This window comes from Streptomyces sp. NPDC036984 (assembly GCF_055607665.1).
This window is the reverse complement of record NZ_JBVJRL010000008.1, coordinates 236,177-255,754: the sequence shown is the minus strand read 5'-3', so window position 1 is coordinate 255,754 and position 19,578 is coordinate 236,177. Positions and strand designations below refer to the sequence as shown.

Below are 19,578 nucleotides of genomic sequence, written 5' to 3'. Positions count from 1 at the left end.
GCGGGTGGCCAGCCCCCGCCGCTCCTTGAACTTGTTGATGCCTCGCTCGACGGTGTTGCGATCTTTGTAGAGCGTGGCGTCGTGGCTGACCGGGCGGCCGCCGGAGTGTCCCTTCTTCTTGCGGTTGGCGGCCTGGTCGGCCTTCTCCGGGATCACCGCCTTGATGTTGCGTCTGCGCAGGTGGGCACGGTTGGCGCGGGAGGAGTAAGCCTTGTCGTCGGCCACTGCGTCCGGCCTGGTCCTGGGACGGCCGACCCGGCCGCGGACCTCGATCTTCTTGAGGACGGGGATGAAGCGCGGGCTGTCCGCGGCCTGACCGGGGGTGAGGATGATGGACGGCGGACGGCAGCGCCGCTCAACGGCGAGGTGGACCTTGCTGGTCAGCCCGCCCCGGGAGCGGCCCAGTTCGGCGGCCCGCAGCCGGGCCCTGCGGCGTCGGCGCACGGCCCGGCGCTGGTCCCGCTCGGGATCCTCCATGTCCGCGGACCCCTCTCCTACGGGGTCGTTTTGCCCCTTTGCAGCAGCCCCTTTTCCTCCGCCACGGCCTTCTCCAGATCCTCGAGGAGTTCCGGGTCGACCACCATGCCCGCCGCATGGTGATGCGCGCGGACAACCGTCGAGTCCACACCGGCCAGGTTGAGATCGACATCGTCGCGGGCCGCTGCCTCGGCGTTCATCGCGTCCATGAGGGTCTGGAAGACCGCGTCACGCGCCCACATCCGGAACCGGTCGTAGATCGTCGACCAGGAGCCGTAGCTGCCGGCACGTCCCGCCAGGGGCTGCCGGTACGGAACCGCCACATCACCGCGTTGAAATAGCTACGCAGGTCAGGGATCGGTCCGAACGCCCCCAGCGGCAGGTGCGGCTCGATCAACTCCCACTCGGCATCGGTCAGTTCACCACGAGTCACGCGACCGGTCTACCGCAGCCAGCACCCTCCTGGAGCGGGAATGTGCGGGGAACCGCGCGAGCGGCCACGGCGCGGGCGCACTCGTACGAACAAGGCGAACCCAGGCAGCTGGGCGGGAGGCCGGGCCTACTGGAGCATGCCCCAGATGAGTTCGGTGTCGGCGTCGGTCACACCGGTCGTGGTGACGCCGGACGACGTGCCGGGGAAGCGCAGCGAGCCGTTGATGGCGCCGACGTAGAGGTCGGCCTTGCCGTCGCGGTTGGTGTCGCGGAGGCGGACCGGCTCGCCGAAGCAGTCGTTCCATGCGACGTCGCCGGGGACGCCGGCGGTGTTGCGGGCGAGCCACTGGGAGTTGGTGCCGGTGATCCCGCTCGCGCTGCCGCGCAGGACGTGGACGCCGCCCTCGGTCGTCTCCTGGCTGATCTTCTCTCCGTAGACGCCGATCGCGAGGTCCTTGTAGCCGTCGCCGTTGATGTCGGCGGCCGAGACGGAGGAGCCGAACAGGTCGCCGGACTCTGGGGTGCCGGCGACGTCGGTGGTGGCCTGCGTGATACGGACGGCGGTGGCGGGGCCGGTGGAGGAGCCGTACCAGATGGACACCCGGCCCTGGTAGTTGTTGTACATCTGGCTGCCCGCCGCGAGGTCCCCGTAGCCGTCCTTGTTGAAGTCGGCGATCACCGCCTCGCTGGGGTCGCCGTAGTTCGTGACGAGGCGCAGGGTCTTGCCCGCGCTGAGCGGGGAGCCGCCCTTGATGAACCACGCGTCCGTGCCGAAGTTGTCGGGCTCGTCGGTGATTCCGATGATCACCAGATCGGTCTTGGAGTCCCCGTTCATGTTGCCCGAGACCAGGGACGTGGGCGCGAATCTCGTCGTCTTGTCGTGGCTGGTGACCGAGCCTGCCACACCGGTGCGCGTGATGCTGCGGTAGACGTAGGCCTTGCTCCCGCTGATCGCGGCCAGGTCCTTCTTGCCGTCCCCGTTGAAATCCCCGGCGGCGAGGTCGCGGCCGAAGCGGGCGTTCGACACCTTGGCGCCGGCGTTGGGGATCGCGGTGCCACCCGAGAGGCCGGTCGCGCTTCCCCACAGGATGACGACGCCGCCCTCGTCCGTGCGTCCGTCGACGTCCTCGCGCGACACCGACACGGCGAGGTCCCCGTATCCGTCGGCGTTGAAGTCGGCGGGCACCCGGACGTCGCCGAACTGGTCCTCCGTCTCGTCGGCGCCGGGGACACCGGGGCTGTCCTGGGTGATCAACTGGGTCTCGGTGCCGGGTCCGGAGGCGGTACCGAAGGTGATCCGGACGCCGCCGCCCTTGCTGTACTGCTCGTAGGTGTAGCTGGCGTAGTCGCGGTAGCCGTCGCCGTTGAAGTCGTCCGCGTACCTGGCCGCCGCCGCGCTGGCGGGAGGTGCCGTGAGGACGGGCGCGAGGGACGCCACGAGGAGTGCCGCGCAGGCTGCGGGGCGAATGCGCATGAAGTGTCTCCTGATGATTCTGTGCGACCACTCCTGTGCCGGTTGATTTCTCAGGGACCACAGAGACAGGAGCGGTTGATGATCAGGAGACAGTCGGACGGGGGAAAAGGTTGCAGGCGGATAGCTACGCAGGTCAGGGATCGGTCCGAACGCCCCCAGCGGCAGGTGCGGCTCGATCAACTCCACTAGGCATCGGTCGGATCACCACGAGTCACGCGACCGGTCTACCGCAGCCGGCACCCTCCTGGAGCGGGAATGACCGATCCCGTGATCTCAACTCAGAACACTCCCTGGCGGAGCGACGAGGGCTGCCGCTCAACGGGCGGTGCGCGGCGCGGTTTCGAACGTTCTCACAGGCGGGCCGTACCGCCCCGCCCTCTGGACATCAGCTGAGGTTAGGCTAACCTACCTTCGAACTTGTCCGGCGGGCGCTTCGCCCCGGTCGAAAGCAGTCGTACCCATGTCGCATGCCCGTGCCACCCACCTCACTCGCCGCGGACTGCTCGCCGTCGGCGGCGCCCTCGGACTCGGTGCCGCACTCGCCGCCTGCGGGGACGACAAGGGCAAAGACAGCACCGACCAGGCCGCGAAGAACGGCGCGTCCGGCCCCTGGTCCTTCAAGGACGACCGCGGCACGACCGTGAAGCTGGACAAGGTCCCCGCGAACATCGTCGCGTTCACCGGTGTCGGCGCCGCGCTCCACGACTACGGCATCCAGGTGAAGGGCGTCTTCGGCCCGACGAAGACCAGCGCCGGCAAGCCCGACGTCCAGGCCGGCGACATGGACATCAGCAAGGTGACGGTCCTCGGCAACGCCTGGGGCCAGTTCAACATCGAGAAGTACGCGAGTCTGGCCCCGGACGTGCTCATCACGACGCTGTTCGACGGCGCCGGCACCCTCTGGTACGTCCCCGAGGAGTCGAAGAAGAAGATCGCCCAGCTGGCCCCCAGCGTCGGCATCTCCGTCTACGACCGCCAGCTCACCCAGCCGCTCCAGCGCATGTGGGACCTCGCCGAGTCGCTCGGCGCGGACATGAAGGCCGCCAAGGTCACCGACGCCAAGAAGCGGTTCGAGGACGCCGCCGCCCGGCTGCGCGCCGCCGCGAAGGCCAAGCCCGACATCAAGGTGATGGCCGCCAGCGCGAGCGACCAGATCTTCTACGTCTCCGGCACCAACCTCTCCATCGACCTGGAGTACTTCAAGGCCCTCGGCGTGAACTTCGTGGAGCCGCCGGAGAGCGCCAAGGCCAAGAACGGCGGCGGCGGCTGGTACGAGTCGCTGAGCTGGGAGAACGTCGACAAGTACCAGGCCGACATCATCATGATGGACGACCGCAGCTCGACGATTCAGCCCGCCGACATCACCAAGGCGACCTGGAAGAAGCTGCCCGCGGTCAAGGCCGGCCAGGTCATCTCCCGCTCCCCCGAGCCGATCCTGTCGTACGACAAGTGCGTGCCGCTGCTCACGAACCTGGCCGAGGCTCTGGAGAAGGCCAAGAAGGTCGGCTGACCCCCGACGAAGCCCTCCGACAAAGCCCTGACCCCCCTCTCAGGAGCCACAGATGACGACGGCCGTAGCCGCCCCGTTCCGTTTCTTCTCTCTTCAGGTCGTACGGACGAGGCGGCTCGGCCCGTCTCTGGTCCGGGTCACCTTCGCCGGCCCCGATCTGCACGCCTTCCACTCGCACGGGCGTGACCAGTCCCTCTCGCTCTTCCTGCCGCAGCCGGGGCAGACGGAGCCCGTCGTACCGCTGGAGCTGGGCGACGGCTGGTGGCAGGGCTGGCGGGAACTCCCGGACGACGTACGGGCCGTGATGCGCTCGTACACCCTGCGTGCGCTGCGCCGCGATCCCGACGAGATCGACATCGACTTCGCCCTGCACGGCATCGACACCGGCGCGGCCACCCCCGCCGGTCCGGCCTCCCGCTGGGCCGCGCGGGCCGCCGCCGGCGACCGGGTCCTGCTGCTCGGTCCGGCCATCGCGGACAACCGCGCGATCCGCTTCCGTCCGCCCGAGAGCACCGGCCTCGTGGTCCTGTGCGGCGACGAGACCGCCGTACCGGCCGCGACCGCGATCCTCGAGTCCCTCCCGGCCGGCACCCGCGCCCGCGCCTGGCTGGAGGTGCCGCACGCCGGTGACATCCAGGACGTGCGCACCGAGGCGGACGCGGAGATCACGTGGCTCGTGCGGCACGCCGGGTCCCCCATGGCCGTCGACGCCGTACGGGCCGCCGAACTGCCGGAGGCCGAGCGGGCGTACGTGTGGCTCGCGGGCGAGTCCGGCCTGGTGAAGGCGTTGCGGCGGCACTTCGTCGGCGAGCGCGGGGTGGACCGGCGGCGCGTCACCTTCGTCGGCTACTGGCGGCAGGGCATGACGGAGGAACAGCTCCGGGCCGCGGAGTAACCCCTCGTCAGTGACCCCGGTCATGGGAGAGGCATGCCCCGCCTCCTCAAACTTAGGTTAGGCTAACCTAAGTTGATCCGATCCGATCCCGCACGGACCGTCCCCTCGGAGGACCCCCACATGCGCTCGCACCTGCTCAATGGCCTCACCGCGGAGCACTACCGCCGCTCCGTGACCGAAGGAGTCGAGCGGGTGGCGGCCAAACTCGCCACCACCGACCGTCCGTTCACCGGCGTCACCGTGGACGCCCTCTCCCCCCGTATCGACGCGATCGACCTCGACCGGCCGCTGGGCGACACCACCGCCGTCCTCGACGAACTGGAGGACGTCTACCTCCGGGACGCGGTCTACTTCCACCACCCCCGCTACCTCGCCCACCTCAACTGCCCGGTCGTCATCCCGGCGGTGCTCGGCGAGGCCGTGCTCTCGGCGGTCAACTCCTCGCTGGACACCTGGGACCAGTCGGCCGGCGGCACCCTCATCGAGCGCAAGCTCATCGACTGGACGACCGCCCGCATCGGCCTCGGCCCGGCCGCCGACGGCGTGTTCACCTCCGGCGGCACCCAGTCCAACCTCCAGGCGCTGCTGCTGGCCCGGGAGGAGGCGAAGACCGACTCCCTGGCGAAACTGCGCATCTTCGCCTCCGAGGTGAGCCACTTCAGCGTGAAGAAGTCCGCGAAACTGCTCGGCCTCGGCCCGGACGCCGTCGTCACCGTCCCCGTCGACCACGACAAGCGGATGCAGACGGTCGCGCTCGCCCACGAGCTGGAGCGCTGCACGGCGGACGGCCTGGTCCCCATGGCGGTCGTCGCCACCGCCGGCACCACCGACTTCGGCTCCATCGACCCGCTGCCGGAGATCGCCGGGCTGTGCGCCCAGTACGGCGTCTGGATGCACGTCGACGCGGCCTACGGCTGCGGGCTGCTCGCCTCCCTCAAGTACCGGGACCGCATCGACGGCATCGAGCGTGCCGACTCGGTCACCGTCGACTACCACAAGTCCTTCTTCCAGCCGGTCAGTTCCTCCGCCGTGCTGGTCCGGGACGCGGCCACCCTGCGGCACGCCACCTACCACGCGGAGTACCTCAACCCGCGCCGCATGGTGCAGGAACGCATTCCCAACCAGGTCGACAAGTCCCTCCAGACCACCCGCCGCTTCGATGCGCTCAAGCTGTGGCTGACCCTGCGCACGATGGGTGCCGACGGCATCGGGCAGCTCTTCGACGAGGTCTGCGACCTGGCCCAGGAGGGCTGGAAACTGCTCGCCGCCGACCCGCGCTACGACGTCGTCGTCGAACCCACCCTGTCCACCCTCGTCTTCCGCTACATCCCGGCGGCCGTCACCGACGGGGCCGAGATCGACCGCGCCAACCTGTACGCCCGCAAGGCCCTGTTCGCCTCCGGCGACGCCGTGGTCGCGGGCACCAAGGTCGGCGGCCGCCACTACCTGAAGTTCACCCTGCTCAACCCCGAGACACAGACGGCCGACATCGCCGCCGTCCTCGATCTGATCGCCGGCCACGCCGAGCAGTACCTGGGAGAGTCCCTTGACCGCGCGTCCTGAAGCCCGCCCCGCGACCTACGACTTCGTGGGGATCGGGCTCGGCCCCTTCAACCTCGGCCTCGCCTGCCTCACCGAGCCGATCGCCGAACTCGACGGCGTCTTCCTGGAGTCCAAGCCGGACTTCCAGTGGCACGCCGGGATGTTCCTGGACGGCGCCCACCTCCAGACCCCGTTCATGTCGGACCTGGTCACCCTGGCCGACCCCACCTCGCCGTACTCCTTCCTCAACTATCTGAAGGAGAAGGGCAGACTGTACTCGTTCTACATCCGCGAGAACTTCTACCCGCTGCGCGTGGAGTACGACGACTACTGCCGCTGGGCCGCGGGCAAGCTGAGCAGCGTCCGCTTCGGCACGACGGTCACCGAGGTGACGTACGAGGACGAGCTGTACGTCGTCCGCACCGAGGCCGGCGACACCTACCGGGCCCGGCACCTGGTCCTCGGCACCGGCACGGTCCCCTTCGTGCCGCAGGCGTGCCGGGGACTGGGCGGGGACTTCCTGCACAACTCCCAGTACATGCACCGCAAGGCGGAGCTCCAGAGGAAGAAGTCCCTCACGATCGTCGGCAGCGGACAGAGCGCGGCCGAGATCTACCACGAGCTGCTCGCTGAGATCGACGTCCACGGCTACCAGCTCAACTGGGTCACGCGGTCCCCGCGGTTCTTCCCGCTGGAGTACACCAAGCTGACCCTGGAGATGACCTCCCCGGACTACGTCGACTACTTCCGGGCGCTGCCCGAGGAGACCCGCTACCGGCTGGAGAAGCAGCAGAAGGGCCTGTTCAAGGGCATCAACTCGGACCTCATCGACTCGATCTTCGACCTGCTCTACCAGAAGAACGTCGTCAGCGGCGACCGTCCGGTGCCCACCCGGCTGCTCACCAACTCCACACTGCGCACGGCGGCGTACGAGGACGGCACGTACACCCTCGGCTTCCACCAGGACGAGCAGGACAAGGACTTCGAGATCCACACCGAGGGCCTGGTCCTGGCCACCGGCTACCACTACACGCCGCCGGCCTTCCTCGGCCCGATCCGCGGCCGCCTCCGCTTCGACGGCCACGGCCGCTTCGACGTCGCCCGCAACTACGCCATCGACATCACCGGCCGCGGCGTCTTCCTCCAGAACGCCGGCGTCCACACGCACAGCATCACCAGCCCCGACCTGGGCATGGGCGCGTACCGGAACGCGTACATCATCCGTGAGCTGCTCGGCACCGAGTACTACCCGGTCGAGAAGAGCATCGCCTTCCAGGAGTTCGCCGTATGACCTTCACCTTCCGTACCGTCGACCCGCTGACGGACGCCGAGCTGCTGCACTCCTGGGTCACCCACCCCAAGGCCGCCTTCTGGATGATGCAGGACGCGAAACTGGAGGACGTCGAGCGCGCCTACATGGAGATCACGGCCGACGAGCACCACCACGCGCTGCTCGGGCTGCGCGCCGGCCGGCCCGTCTTCCTCATGGAGAAGTACGACCCCGCGCACCGGGAGCTGGCCGGCATGTACGAGCCGCGGCCCGGGGACGTCGGCATGCACTTCCTGACCCCGGCCACGGACACCCCCGAACACGGGTTCACCAAGGCCGTCATCACCGCCGTCGTGGCCCACCTCTTCGAGGACCCGGCCGTGGAGCGCGTCGTCGTCGAACCGGACGTCCGCAACAAGGCCGTGCACGCCCTGAACGAGGCTGTTGGATTCGTGCCCGAACGAGAGATCGAGAAGCCGGAGAAGCGGGCCCTGCTGAGCTTCTGCACCCGCGAGCAGTTCGAGAAGGCGGTGGCCGCATGACCCTCACCGACTCCGTGGCCCATCTGTCCCCCGAGCGCTGGGCGACCGCCAACCGGCTGCTGCTGCGCAAAGCCCTCGCCGAGTTCGCGCACGAGCGCCTCATCACGCCCGAGGAGGACGGCGGCCGGTACGTCGTCCGCAGTGACGACGGGCTCACCTCCTACCGGTTCAGCGCCGTACGACGGGCCCTGGACCACTGGCAGATCGACCCCGACTCCATCACCCGGCACCGCGAGGGCGGCGAACTCCCACTGGCGGCCATGGACTTCTTCATCGAGCTGAAGGAGTCCCTGGGGCTGAGCGACGAGATCCTGCCGGTCTACCTGGAGGAGATCTCCTCCACCCTCTCGGGCACCTGCTACAAGCTCACCAAGCCCCGCGTCACCTCCGCGGAGCTGGCGGCGAGCGGCTTCCAGGCCATCGAGACCGGAATGACCGAGGGCCACCCCTGCTTCGTCGCGAACAACGGGCGGCTCGGCTTCGGCATCCACGAGTACCTGTCGTACGCACCGGAGACCGCGAGCCCCGTCCGGCTGGTGTGGCTGGCCGCGCACCGCTCGCGGGCCGCGTTCACGGCGGGCGTCGGGATCGAGTACGAGTCCTTCCTGCGCCAGGAGCTGGGCGAGCAGACGGTGGCACGGTTCCGCGCCGCCCTCACCGAGCAGGGCCTCGACCCGGCCGACTACCTCTTCATCCCGGTCCACCCCTGGCAGTGGCGGAACAAGCTCAGCGTCACCTTCGCCGCCGAGGTCGCGCGCAGACACCTGGTGTGCCTGGGCGAGGGCGACGACGAGTACCTGGCCCAGCAGTCGATCCGCACCTTCTTCAACACCAGCGACCCGCACAAGCACTATGTGAAGACCGCGCTGTCCGTCATCAACATGGGCTTCATGCGCGGTCTGTCGGCCGCCTACATGGAGGCGACCCCGGCCATCAACGACTGGCTTGCCCAGCTGATCGAGAGCGACCCGGTGCTGAAGTCGACCGGCCTCACGATCATCCGGGAGCGGGCCGCCGTCGGCTACCGGCACCTGGAGTACGAGCGGGCCACCGACCGCTACTCGCCGTACCGCAAGATGCTGGCCGCGCTGTGGCGGGAGAGCCCGGTGCCCTCGCTCCAGGGCGGCGAGACCCTCGCGACCATGGCCTCCCTGCTGCACGTGGACCACGAGGGCGCCTCCTTCGCCGGCGCGCTGATAGCCCGCTCGGGCCTGACGCCCACCGAGTGGCTGCGCGGCTATCTGCGGGCCTACTACACCCCGTTGCTGCACAGCTTCTACGCCTACGACCTGGTGTTCATGCCGCACGGCGAGAACGTGATCCTGGTGCTGGAGGACGGGGTGGTGCGGCGGGCGGTCTACAAGGACATCGCCGAGGAGATCGCCGTCATGGACCCGGACGCGGCCCTGCCGCCGGAGGTGCGGCGGATCCGGGTCGAGGTACCGGAGGACCAGAAGCTGCTGTCGATCTTCACGGACGTCTTCGACTGCTTCTTCCGCTTCCTCGCCGCCCACCTCGCCACCGAGGGCATCCTGGCGGAGGACGACTTCTGGCGTACGGTCGCCGAGGTCACCCGCGAGTACCAGGAGGCGGCCCCCGAACTGGCCGACAGGTTCCGCCAGTACGACATGTTCGCCCCCGAGTTCGCGCTGTCCTGCCTCAACCGGCTCCAGCTGCGCGACAACCGGCAGATGGTGGACCTCGCCGATCCGTCCGGCGCGCTCCAGCTGGTCGGGACCCTCAGGAACCCCATCGCCGGGTTCTGAACGGAAGACGGACGGGCACCCCGGAGTACGGTCCTCCGGGGTGCCCGTCGGCTTCGGGGGCGCCTCAGCGCGCCGGCCAGGGCACCTGCGGCGACCGGTAGTAGCGGATGCCGAGGGCGTCCCAGCGCGGGCCCTGCGCGGCCAGCCGGACCCGGTAGGCGGTCCAGCTGTGCGTGGCCGCCGGCGACCAGCCCAGCTCGGCCGCACCGGCGAGCCGCGGGAAGGCCAGGTAGTCGATGTCGGCGGACGTCTTCACGGTCTCCGTCCACAGGGGCGCCTCCACGCCCCTGACCGCCGAGGCGGGGACCCCGGCGAGATAGGTGCCCGGATTCCAGTCGTACGACCGCCTCACCTCCACCAGGCCCGCCCAGTCGGTGCCGAGCTTGGTGGCCCTCGTGTACTTCATGTCGAGGTAGACCCGGTCGGCCGGGGACAGGATCAGGCCCGTGCCGTTCCGGGCGGCCTGCGCGACCTGCGCCTTCTCGGCCGCGCTGGTGCCGTCCAGGCCCCAGTACTGGGCGAGGGCGCCCTTGGCCGGGTGCGCGCCGGTGAGCTGGTGCCAGCCGATGACCGTCTTGCCGTACTTCGCGACGACCGGCTGCACGCGGTCCATGAACCGCACATAGTCGGTGTGGCCGGTGGAGTGCGCCTCGTCGCCGCCGATGTGCAGATAGCGGCCCGGGGTGAGCGCGGCCAGCTCCCGGACGACGTCGTCCACGAAGTCGTAGGTGACCTGCTTGGGTACGCACAGCGAGCTGAAGCCGACCCGGGTGCCGGTGTACAGCGGGGGCGCCACGCCGTCGCAGTTGAGCGCGGCGTAGGAGGCGAGGGCGGCGTTGGTGTGGCCGGGCATGTCGATCTCGGGCACGACCTCCAGATAGCGGGAGGCCGCGTACCGGACGATCTCCCGGTAGTCCGCCTTGGTGTAGTGACCGCCCCGGCCGCCGCCGACCTGGGTGGAGCCGCCGTAGGAGGCCAGGCGCGGCCAGGAGTCGACCGCGATCCGCCAGCCCTGGTCGTCGCTGAGGTGCAGATGCAGCTCGTTGATCTTGTAGAGGGCCAACCGGTCGATGTGACGCTTCACCTGGGCGACCGTGAAGAAGTGCCGGGAGACGTCCAGCATGGCGCCCCGGTAGGCGTACCGGGGGCGGTCCTGCACGGTGCCGCCGGCGATCCGCCAGGGGCCGGGCTGGACGGTCGTCTTCTCGACGGCCGCCGGGAGCAGCTGACGCAGGGTCTGGACACCGCGGAAGAGCCCGGCCGGGGTGCTCGCGGTGAGGGTCACCCCGCCGGCGCCGCTGTGCAGCCGGTAACCCTCCGCTCCGAAGTCACCGCCGGCCAGACGCAGTTGGATGCCACCGGCACCCTGCTCGCCGACGGGCAGCGGGTAACCGGTGGCGGGGCGCAGCCGGCCGGCGAGGTAGGCGCCGATGCGGCGGACCTCGGCGGACCCGTCGACGCGGATGCCGGTGGCGCGGGTGATGCGGTACGGCGTCCCGCCCGGCGAGACCGAGGCCGGTGCCGGGATCACCCGGTCCAGCGGGGTCGGGGCGGCGGCGCGCGCCTCGGGGGCCGCGCCCAAGGTGACGACACCGGCCGCCGCGAGCAGCAGCAGTGAACCGAGGATGCGGGGGGTGCGGGGAGTCGTGCTGTGGTTCCGTCTCACATGCGCTCCCTTCGGATGTGGTCGACCGTCAGAGATGGTCGAGACCACTGTCCCGCAGATCGGGTGGAACAACCCCCGCCGCGGGAGGGCACGCCCCGCCTTCCGGGCGCGCCCGGGCCCGCCTACTTCGCCCTGCGGGACACCGTGAAGTGGTCGATGCGCTCACCGGTCTCGGCGATGCCCGACACCGTCAGCGTGGCCTGCCGTCCCTTCGGCGCGGGCGTGACGTCCACGCGCAGGAAGGAGTAGTCGAGGTAGCGCACCCGGGACCAGGCGACGGTCTCGTCGACCTTGCCGTCCTTGGTGTTGACGAACGAGGCCACGGAGTCGGTCTCGTGCTCGTGCCCCTCGTAGGAGTCCGGTGCGGAGAAGGCGTACAGGCCACGGCCGGCCGCGCCCGCGGTGACGTACACCACACCCTCGGTCTCCGGGTAGGCCGTGCCGCCGATCGGCAGCTTCTTGGCGACCTCGCCGCCCTTGATGACGTCGGTGCGCTCGTACTGGTGGTTGTGGCCGTTGATGACCAGGTCCACCGTGTACTTCTCGAACAGCGGCACCCACTCCCGGCGCACGCCCCCCTCCGAGGCGTGGGCGGTGGAGGTGCAGTAGGCGCAGTGGTGGAAGAAGACGACGATGAAGTCGACGTCCTTGGCGGCGCGGAACTTCTTCAGCCGGCCTTCCAGCCACTTGGTCTGGGTTCCACCGGATATGCCCAGGTTCGCCGGAATCTCGAAGGAGACATCGTTGGCGTCGAGCGAGATGACCGCCGTGTTGCCGTAGACGAAGGAGTAGACGCCCGGCAGGTTCTTCTTGTCCGGCCCGTTGTCGGGGAGGGTCCAGCGGGCTTCCTCGCCGCCGTAGCCGTTGGGTGAGTACCAGGCCTCCATGTCGTGGTTGCCGTAGGCCGGCATCCACGGGACCTGCTTGGCGACCGACTCGGTCTGGTGCAGGAACTGGTCCCAGGTGCGCGAGTCGAACCCGGTGTCGGTGGTCCTGCCCGCGCCGGACGGGTCGCCGTAGGCGATGTCCCCTGCGTGCAGGTGGAAGGCCGGGTTCTGGCCGAGGATCAGGGCGTTGTTGGCCAGGCCGTGGTAGCTGACGCCTTCGTCGCCGAAGGCGGTGAAGGTGAACGGCGCCTTGTGGGCCGGGGCGGTGGTGAAGGTGCCCAGGGTGCCCAGCAGGTGCGGCTGGGCCGGGTCGAAGCCCTGGTGGCCGACGCCGTAGTAGTAGGTCTTTCCGGGGCGCAGGTGGGTGAGCTCGGCGTGCAGGTAGTACTGGGTGCGGTCGCCGCTCGCGCCGACGCCGGCCGGGGTGTAGAGGGTGCGGACCTCGGCGTCGATCTTCCGGGAGAGGTCCCACGGGTGGGCGCCGATGCGGATGAACGGCTTCTTCACGGCGACCGGGACCTGCCAGGAGACGGTGATCTCGGTGCGCGGGTCGTTGCCCCAGGCCAGGTGGCGGCCGAAGGGGGCGACGAGGGAGCCGTCGACCTTCTCGACGGCGGGGGCCGTGCTCTGCGTCGGTACGGCGGCCTGGGCGGTGGCGCCGGGCACGAACACGCCGCCCGCGAGGGCGCCCAGCGTGACGGCGCCGCCCCTGATCATGGTGCGCCGCGAGAATCTGGCGCGCAGGTACTCGTGCTGCTCGGCCATGCTCATGCGCTGGGCCAGCTTCTCGGGTACGCCCATACGAGGAATGTCCATGGCGTCTGAAACTCGTCGGCCCGGGCAACGACGCGCAAGACGCAGGATGGACAGCTTGCGAACAGAGCGCCATAAGAACTTCAACGGCCGCTTGCCCGGAATCGGGCACGATTCTTGCGAAAGAGGCGCCGGTACTCCAGGATCTACCGGGTGCACGACGAACTTGTTGATCATCTGACGCGGTCCACGCCCCTCGGCCGGGGCGAGGCGCTGCGCGTGGTCCAGGACGTGCTCGCCTACTTCGACGAGACGACCCAGGAGTTCGTCCGTCGCCGCCACCGCGAACTCCAGACCCAGGGCCTGGTGAACGCGGAGATCTTCGAACGGATCGAGGCGGACCTGAAATACCGGGCGGTGGCGCCGCCGGAGCTGACGCTCAGGCAGCTGCGCCGCATGGTCTACGGCTGAGAACCAGCCGGACCGGACCAGCGACAGCCAAGGGATACCTCTATATATGTGCGGAATTGTCGGATACATCGGGAAGCGTGACGTCGCCCCCCTCCTCCTGGAGGGCCTCCAGCGCCTGGAGTACCGCGGCTACGACTCCGCGGGCATCGTCGTCACCTCCCCGAAGACGCCCGGCCTGAAGATGGTCAAGGCCAAGGGCCGGGTGCGCGACCTGGAGGCCAAGGTCCCGGCGCGCTTCAAGGGCACCACCGGTATCGCCCACACCCGCTGGGCCACCCACGGCGCCCCCTCCGACCTGAACGCCCACCCGCACATGTCGGCCGACCACAAGGTCGCCGTCGTCCACAACGGCATCATCGACAACGCCTCCGACCTGCGCCGCAAGCTGGAGGCGGACGGTGTCGAGTTCCTCTCCGAGACCGACACCGAGGTCCTCGTCCACCTGATCGCCCGTTCGCAGGCCGAGAAGCTGGAGGACAAGGTCCGCGAGACCCTGCGGGTGGTCGAGGGCACCTACGGCATCGCCGTGATGCACGCCGACTTCTCCGACCGCATCGTGGTGGCCCGCAACGGCTCCCCGGTCGTCCTCGGCATCGGCGAGAAGGAGATGTTCGTCGCCTCCGACATCGCCGCCCTGGTCGCCCACACCCGGCAGATAGTGACGCTGGACGACGGCGAGATGGCCACCCTCAAGGCCGACGACTTCCGGACGTACACCACCGAGGGCACCCGCACCTCGGCCGAGCCGACCACCGTGGAGTGGGAGGCGGCGTCGTACGACATGGGCGGCCACGACACCTACATGCACAAGGAGATCCACGAGCAGGCCGACGCCGTGGACCGCGTGCTGCGCGGCCGCATCGACGACCGGTTCTCCACCGTGCACCTCGGCGGCCTCAACCTGGACGCCCGCGAGGCCCGGCAGATCCGCCGCGTGAAGATCCTCGGCTGCGGCACCTCGTACCACGCGGGCATGATCGGCGCCCAGATGATCGAGGAGCTGGCCCGCATCCCCGCCGACGCCGAGCCGGCCTCCGAGTTCCGCTACCGCAACCCGGTGGTCGATCCCGACACCCTCTACATCGCGGTCTCCCAGTCCGGTGAGACGTACGACGTCCTGGCCGCCGTCCAGGAGCTGAAGCGCAAGGGCGCCCGGGTCCTCGGCGTGGTCAACGTGGTGGGCTCGGCTATCGCCCGCGAGGCGGACGGCGGCATCTACGTGCACGCCGGCCCCGAGGTGTGCGTGGTCTCCACCAAGTGCTTCACCAACACCACGGTCGCCTTCGCGCTCCTGGCCCTGCACCTGGGCCGCACCCGTGACCTCTCGGTCCGCGACGGCAAGCGGATCATCGAGGGCCTGCGCAAGCTGCCGGAGCAGATCACCGAGATCCTCAAGCAGGAGGAGGAGATCAAGCAGCTGGCCGAGAGCTACGCCGACGCCCGCTCGATGCTCTTCATCGGCCGCGTCCGGGGCTACCCCGTGGCCCGCGAGGCCTCCCTGAAGCTCAAGGAGGTCTCCTACATCCACGCCGAGGCCTACCCCGCCTCCGAGCTGAAGCACGGCCCGCTGGCCCTCATCGAGCCGGCCCTGCCGACGGTCGCGATCGTCCCCGACGACGACCTGCTGGAGAAGAACCGCGCGGCCCTGGAGGAGATCAAGGCCCGCGAGGGCAAGATCCTCGCCGTGGCCCACCAGCACCAGGAGAAGGCGGACCAGACGGTCATCGTCCCCAAGAACGAGGACGAACTGGACCCGATCCTGATGGGCATCCCGCTCCAGCTCCTGGCGTACCACACGGCGAAGGCCCTGGGCCGGGACATCGACAAGCCGAGGAACCTCGCGAAGTCCGTGACGGTGGAATAGGTCCCCAAAGGGGCGCGGAGCCGTACTCGACATGCGGCTCCGCCGCGTGGGCGCGAGCAACCACGACGGCCTCGCACAGACAGGACAACGGAACGGACCCCCACGCGTGCCACCGAACACGTGGGGGTCCTTCCCGTGCCGCTGAGTGTCAGCCGGCGGCCGTCACCCCCCGGCCCCGCGGCACGCCTTGGAAGGGCCGTCGGCCAGTGCACGACCGCGGCCGTCGCCGAGTACCACGCCACCGCCCCGGCGGCCACGGCCACCTAGGGGGTTTCGTGTGGATCAGGTCGGATCAGGCCGCGGCGCATGGTGCGGTGCATCGCAAGGCGGAGGATCACCCGCGTACTGGGCGTACTCGGGTGGGCCGACAACGCGGCGAGGTGCCGTGCCGGGCGTCGCGGACCCGGGCTGATCCAAACGAAGCCCCCTAGCCCCCACCTTCGCGAGAGCGGAACTGTGGGCGACGGCCGCGACGGCCGGCACCAGCATGGCCACCTACTACGCGCGAGCAGTTCACGTCCGCACAAAGGGAACTGACGAGGCGTGAGACGCCTACGGGATGACGATCACCGGCCGCTGCGCCCGCTTGGCGAGCCGTCCCGCGACGGAGCCGAAGATCCGGCCGACGATGCCGTGGGTGGAGCCGACCACGATCGCGTCGGCCTCGTACTCCTTGCCCACCTCTTCGAGCTCGTGGCAGATGTCCCCGCCCCGCTCGACCAGGATCCACGGCACCTCGGCCAGATAGTCCGCGCAGGCCAGCTCGAGCCCCAGGACCTCGGTGCGGTGGTCCGGCACATCGACGAAGACCGGCGGCTCGCAGCCGGCCCACACGGTGGTGGGCAGCCGGTTGGCGACATGGACGATGATCAGGCCGGAGTGGGAGCGGTGGGCCATGCCGATCGCGTAGGCGAGAGCACGCTCACTGGAGGTGGAGCCGTCGAAGCCGACGACGACTCCGTGCCGGAAGGCGGGATCGCAGGAAGGGCGTGACTCTTCCGCCGCCAGGGGATCGGCCGCCGTGGGATCGGCGACCGGCCGCTTGCGGTCCGCGGGTTCGAAGAATTCGTGACCGGCCATGACTGTCTCGGCGTTGTGATCCTTTATGGGTGGGACGACAGTGTGCGGCGGAGCTGTGTCCGGGAAACATCTTCCCAAGCCCATACCCCCAAGGGTACGGCGGCACGCCTCCCGAGCCCAGATCCCGCACACGCTCCGTGAGCGGCCCCCCGACGTCCGTAGGGGTTCACCGGAGCATGCACGAGCCGCGCCCGTAACGCAATGGTTGCTGCCCCGTACAGGCGGTTTGCACGGCGTTCACAGATGCGCGGCCGGTGACCGACGGGTCGAACGGACGTTGAACCGGGGTGAGCCACCTCCACAGGGAGTACGAGATGCCCGGACCCCGATCCAGCAGCGAGCCGCGTTCCGCGCCGGACACCGCGAGCGATGTGATCCGCTGGGCCGCCTTCAGCTGCGTGCTCGTACCCGTGGTCCTCGTCGGGTACGGCACCTCGCTGGCCGGCGCCGCGGGCGCCGCGCTGGGCCTCGCCGCCGTCACGGCCGTGTGCCGGGTGCTGCTGCGCCGCTCCGAGCGGTGCGCCGAGCGTTGCGCCGCGCAAAGAGGCGGACGTCACACCCGGGGGCAGACACCGGTCGACTGACCTGTTTCCGCGCCTCCGAGCGCTGCTTTTCAGCCAACTTCTGGATATCGACCAGGAGGGGTCCGAAGCACCCTCCAACCCCCGTTCCACCTGCACGGAAAGGGTCTACGGACCGCTGCGCACCCTACGCGGTTTGGCCACTGCGACAAGGCGCACTTCCCTGCACGCCTCACGAGTGCAACCCTTCGTGATCGAATGCTTCACGCCAAGTTGTCATGTCGACAATGTGCCGCGTGTGGAACTGGTCACCGCGCCATCGCGGGAGCCAGTAAATTCGATCTTGACTGTCTTACGGCGGGGGACTCGTGCAGGACCGAGGGGAAACGTGCAGGAGCGACACAACCGAGGAGCCGCGACCACCGAGGGGGGCTTAGCAGTATGAGCCACGACTCCACTGCCGCACAGGAGGCCGCAGCCCGGAAACTGTCCGGGCGACGGCGCAAGGAGATCGTCGCGGTGCTGCTGTTCAGCGGCGGCCCCATCTTTGAGAGTTCCATTCCGCTGTCGGTGTTCGGGATTGACCGCCAGGACGCCGGCGTGCCGCGCTACCGCCTGTTGGTGTGTGCCGGCGAGGAAGGCCCACTGCGGACCACAGGGGGCCTGGAACTCACCGCACCGCATGGGTTGGAGGCGATCTCCCGAGCCGGGACGGTCGTCGTACCGGCCTGGCGGTCGATCACTTCGCCGCCGCCGGAGGATGCACTCGACGCGCTGCGCCGGGCACATGAGGAAGGCGCCCGCATCGTCGGGCTGTGCACGGGCGCGTTCGTGCTCGCGGCGGCCGGCCTGCTGGACGGCCGCCCGGCGACCACTCACTGGATGTACGCACCGACGCTGGCCAAGCGCTATCCGTCGGTGCACGTCGATCCACGTGAGCTGTTCGTCGACGACGGCGACGTGCTGACCAGCGCGGGTACGGCGGCCGGCATCGATCTCTGTCTCCACATCGTGCGGACGGACCACGGCAACGAGGCGGCCGGCGCGCTCGCCCGGCGCCTGGTGGTCCCGCCACGCCGGTCGGGCGGCCAGGAGCGCTACCTCGACAGGTCTTTACCCGAGGAGATCGGCGCCGACCCGCTCGCCGAGGTCGTCGCCTGGGCGCTGGAACACCTCCACGAGCAGTTCGACGTGGAGACGCTGGCGGCACGCGCCTATATGAGCCGCCGTACGTTCGACCGCCGGTTCCGCTCGCTCACCGGGAGCGCTCCGCTGCAGTGGCTGATCACGCAGCGGGTGCTTCAGGCGCAGCGGCTGCTGGAGACGTCGGACTACTCCGTGGACGAGGTGGCCGGCCGCTGCGGGTTCCGCTCGCCGGTCGCGCTGCGCGGGCACTTCCGCCGCCAGCTCGGCTCGTCCCCCGCCGCCTACCGGGCCGCCTACCGGGCCCGTCGGCCGCAGGGCGACAGGCCGGGCGAGGCGGAGCCGCCGGTGCAGCAGCCCGGACAGCAGGGCGGGCCCGCGGGCCTGCCCGGCCCCGGAGGACCGGTCGGTCCGCCGCCCGCACTGCTGCACGAGCACCGGGACGGCGGGGTGCCGATGCAGAGCCGCCGGGCCGCGGCCGGCGCGGTGGGCCTGCTCCCGGGGCCGCGCAGCGGTAACTGAGCGGTAGCGCTACGGAGCAACAGAAGGGGGCGGAGCCGGACTCCGCCCCCTTCGCCGTGCCCGCGCACCGACAAGGTCGCCGCACGGTCGGTCCAGGCCGGTGCGGCTCGCCGTAAGGTGAGACACATGAACGATCGCATGGTGTGGATCGACTGCGAGATGACCGGCCTCTCGCTGTCCGACGACGCTCTCATCGAGGTGGCCGCCCTCGTCACCGACTCCGAGCTGAACGTACTCGGCGAGGGGGTGGACATCGTCATCCGCCCGCCGGCCCGGGCACTGGAGACGATGCCGGAGGTGGTCCGTCAGATGCACACCGCGTCCGGGCTGCTCGCCGAGCTGGAGGGCGGCACGACCCTGAAGGACGCCGAGGAGCAGGTCCTGGCGTATGTGAAGGAGCACGTGAAGGAGCCCGGCAAGGCGCCGCTGTGCGGCAACTCCGTCGGCACCGACCGCGGCTTCCTGCTGCGGGACATGCCCACCCTGGAGGACTACCTGCACTACCGGATCGTGGACGTGTCCTCGATCAAGGAGCTGGCCCGCCGCTGGTACCCGAGGGCGTACTTCAACAGCCCGGAGAAGAACGGCAACCACCGGGCCCTCGCCGACATCCGCGAGTCGATCGCCGAGCTGCGCTACTACCGCGAGGCCGTCTTCGTCCCGCAGCCCGGGCCGGACTCGGACACCGCGAAGGCGATCGCCGCCAAGCACGTCCTGCCCGCCCAGTAGCCGTCCGGCGGGGTCCGCTCGCCGCCCCTCGGGA

Annotated in this window: 16 protein-coding genes and 2 pseudogenes; 11 read left to right on the top strand and 7 right to left on the bottom strand. The window is 69.7% G+C overall.

Annotation, left to right across the window (positions count from 1 at the left end; translation table 11 throughout):
- Positions 1-15 precede the first annotated feature (15 nt).
- The 4 genes and pseudogenes from ACZ7DL_RS17995 to ACZ7DL_RS17980 form a co-directional block, all read right to left on the bottom strand.
- Positions 16-477: pseudogene (locus tag ACZ7DL_RS17995) on the bottom strand (transposase); the annotation flags it as partial.
- Between the two features lie 57 nt (positions 478-534).
- Positions 535-626 (bottom strand): annotated as a pseudogene (locus ACZ7DL_RS17990) (IS5/IS1182 family transposase); the annotation flags it as partial.
- 47 nt (positions 627-673) lie between these two features.
- On the bottom strand, positions 674-910 hold the full coding sequence (locus tag ACZ7DL_RS17985; RefSeq protein WP_470775127.1) for a transposase: 237 nt from the start codon (positions 908-910) through the stop codon (positions 674-676).
- Positions 911-1,036: 126 nt separating this feature from the next.
- Positions 1,037-2,383 (bottom strand): VCBS repeat-containing protein, encoded by a 1,347-nt coding sequence (locus ACZ7DL_RS17980; protein ID WP_470775126.1) that lies wholly within the window; start codon positions 2,381-2,383, stop codon positions 1,037-1,039.
- 460 nt (positions 2,384-2,843) lie between these two features.
- Here ACZ7DL_RS17980 and ACZ7DL_RS17975 point away from each other — a divergent pair, with 460 nt between their 5' ends.
- The 6 genes from ACZ7DL_RS17975 (at position 2,844) to ACZ7DL_RS17950 (ending at position 9,908) form a co-directional block, all read left to right on the top strand.
- Positions 2,844-3,893 (top strand): ABC transporter substrate-binding protein, encoded by a 1,050-nt coding sequence (locus ACZ7DL_RS17975; RefSeq protein WP_470775125.1) that lies wholly within the window; start codon positions 2,844-2,846, stop codon positions 3,891-3,893.
- A 52-nt stretch (positions 3,894-3,945) separates the two neighbouring features.
- Positions 3,946-4,788, top strand: coding sequence for a siderophore-interacting protein (locus ACZ7DL_RS17970; protein WP_470775124.1), 843 nt, complete (start codon positions 3,946-3,948; stop codon positions 4,786-4,788).
- 120 nt (positions 4,789-4,908) lie between these two features.
- On the top strand, positions 4,909-6,351 hold the full coding sequence (gene desA / locus ACZ7DL_RS17965; protein WP_470775123.1) for a lysine decarboxylase DesA: 1,443 nt from the start codon (positions 4,909-4,911) through the stop codon (positions 6,349-6,351).
- A complete protein-coding gene (locus tag ACZ7DL_RS17960; RefSeq protein WP_470775122.1) occupies positions 6,335-7,621 on the top strand; it encodes a lysine N(6)-hydroxylase/L-ornithine N(5)-oxygenase family protein in 1,287 nt (428 codons plus the stop codon). The genes desA and ACZ7DL_RS17960 overlap by 17 nt, the downstream gene beginning before the upstream one ends.
- Positions 7,618-8,142 (top strand): GNAT family N-acetyltransferase, encoded by a 525-nt coding sequence (locus tag ACZ7DL_RS17955; RefSeq protein WP_470775121.1) that lies wholly within the window; start codon positions 7,618-7,620, stop codon positions 8,140-8,142. Before ACZ7DL_RS17960 ends, ACZ7DL_RS17955 begins: the two co-directional genes overlap by 4 nt.
- Entirely contained in the window at positions 8,139-9,908 is a 1,770-nt protein-coding gene (locus tag ACZ7DL_RS17950; protein ID WP_470775120.1) for an IucA/IucC family protein, read from the top strand. The genes ACZ7DL_RS17955 and ACZ7DL_RS17950 overlap by 4 nt, the downstream gene beginning before the upstream one ends.
- Positions 9,909-9,972: 64 nt before the next feature.
- On the opposite strand, the gene ACZ7DL_RS17945 is transcribed toward ACZ7DL_RS17950, so the two are convergent.
- Both ACZ7DL_RS17945 and ACZ7DL_RS17940 read right to left on the bottom strand, forming a co-directional pair.
- Positions 9,973-11,574: a beta-N-acetylhexosaminidase gene (locus ACZ7DL_RS17945; RefSeq protein ID WP_470775119.1), complete on the bottom strand. Its 1,602-nt coding sequence runs from the start codon at positions 11,572-11,574 to the stop codon at positions 9,973-9,975.
- Between the two features lie 122 nt (positions 11,575-11,696).
- A complete protein-coding gene (locus ACZ7DL_RS17940) occupies positions 11,697-13,262 on the bottom strand; it encodes a purple acid phosphatase family protein (protein WP_470775118.1) in 1,566 nt (521 codons plus the stop codon).
- Positions 13,263-13,427: 165 nt separating this feature from the next.
- Here ACZ7DL_RS17940 and ACZ7DL_RS17935 point away from each other — a divergent pair, with 165 nt between their 5' ends.
- Both ACZ7DL_RS17935 and glmS read left to right on the top strand, forming a co-directional pair.
- Positions 13,428-13,685, top strand: coding sequence for a hypothetical protein (locus ACZ7DL_RS17935; protein WP_470775117.1), 258 nt, complete (start codon positions 13,428-13,430; stop codon positions 13,683-13,685).
- A 46-nt stretch (positions 13,686-13,731) separates the two neighbouring features.
- On the top strand, positions 13,732-15,549 hold the full coding sequence (gene glmS, locus ACZ7DL_RS17930; protein WP_470775116.1) for a glutamine--fructose-6-phosphate transaminase (isomerizing): 1,818 nt from the start codon (positions 13,732-13,734) through the stop codon (positions 15,547-15,549).
- Between the two features lie 552 nt (positions 15,550-16,101).
- Here the strand turns inward: glmS and ACZ7DL_RS17925 are convergent.
- Positions 16,102-16,629: a universal stress protein gene (locus ACZ7DL_RS17925; RefSeq protein WP_360740538.1), complete on the bottom strand. Its 528-nt coding sequence runs from the start codon at positions 16,627-16,629 to the stop codon at positions 16,102-16,104.
- 314 nt (positions 16,630-16,943) lie between these two features.
- On the opposite strand from ACZ7DL_RS17925, the gene ACZ7DL_RS17920 reads away from it, so the two are divergent.
- The 3 genes from ACZ7DL_RS17920 (at position 16,944) to orn (ending at position 19,544) form a co-directional block, all read left to right on the top strand.
- Entirely contained in the window at positions 16,944-17,213 is a 270-nt protein-coding gene (locus tag ACZ7DL_RS17920; RefSeq protein WP_470775115.1) for a hypothetical protein, read from the top strand.
- 378 nt (positions 17,214-17,591) lie between these two features.
- The gene (locus ACZ7DL_RS17915) at positions 17,592-18,815 is read left to right on the top strand and encodes a helix-turn-helix domain-containing protein (protein ID WP_470775114.1); all 1,224 of its coding nucleotides are present in this window, start codon (positions 17,592-17,594) and stop codon (positions 18,813-18,815) included.
- A gap of 126 nt (positions 18,816-18,941) precedes the next feature.
- Positions 18,942-19,544, top strand: coding sequence for an oligoribonuclease (gene orn / locus ACZ7DL_RS17910; RefSeq protein WP_470775113.1), 603 nt, complete (start codon positions 18,942-18,944; stop codon positions 19,542-19,544).
- Positions 19,545-19,578 lie beyond the last annotated feature (34 nt).

Excerpts from the sequence above, each read along its gene's own strand:
- ACZ7DL_RS17980 (WP_470775126.1), bottom strand. The coding sequence starts at position 2,383 with ATGCGCATTCGCCCCGCAGCCTGCGCGGCACTCCTCGTGGCGTCCCTC.
- ACZ7DL_RS17975 (WP_470775125.1), top strand. The coding sequence starts at position 2,844 with ATGTCGCATGCCCGTGCCACCCACCTCACTCGCCGCGGACTGCTCGCC.
- ACZ7DL_RS17970 (WP_470775124.1), top strand. The coding sequence starts at position 3,946 with ATGACGACGGCCGTAGCCGCCCCGTTCCGTTTCTTCTCTCTTCAGGTC.
- desA (WP_470775123.1), top strand. The coding sequence starts at position 4,909 with ATGCGCTCGCACCTGCTCAATGGCCTCACCGCGGAGCACTACCGCCGC.
- ACZ7DL_RS17955 (WP_470775121.1), top strand. The coding sequence starts at position 7,618 with ATGACCTTCACCTTCCGTACCGTCGACCCGCTGACGGACGCCGAGCTG.
- ACZ7DL_RS17950 (WP_470775120.1), top strand. The coding sequence starts at position 8,139 with ATGACCCTCACCGACTCCGTGGCCCATCTGTCCCCCGAGCGCTGGGCG.
- ACZ7DL_RS17940 (WP_470775118.1), bottom strand. The coding sequence starts at position 13,262 with ATGGGCGTACCCGAGAAGCTGGCCCAGCGCATGAGCATGGCCGAGCAG.
- glmS (WP_470775116.1), top strand. The coding sequence starts at position 13,732 with ATGTGCGGAATTGTCGGATACATCGGGAAGCGTGACGTCGCCCCCCTC.
- ACZ7DL_RS17925 (WP_360740538.1), bottom strand. The coding sequence starts at position 16,629 with ATGGCCGGTCACGAATTCTTCGAACCCGCGGACCGCAAGCGGCCGGTC.
- ACZ7DL_RS17920 (WP_470775115.1), top strand. The coding sequence starts at position 16,944 with ATGCCCGGACCCCGATCCAGCAGCGAGCCGCGTTCCGCGCCGGACACC.
- ACZ7DL_RS17915 (WP_470775114.1), top strand. The coding sequence starts at position 17,592 with ATGAGCCACGACTCCACTGCCGCACAGGAGGCCGCAGCCCGGAAACTG.
- orn (WP_470775113.1), top strand. The coding sequence starts at position 18,942 with ATGAACGATCGCATGGTGTGGATCGACTGCGAGATGACCGGCCTCTCG.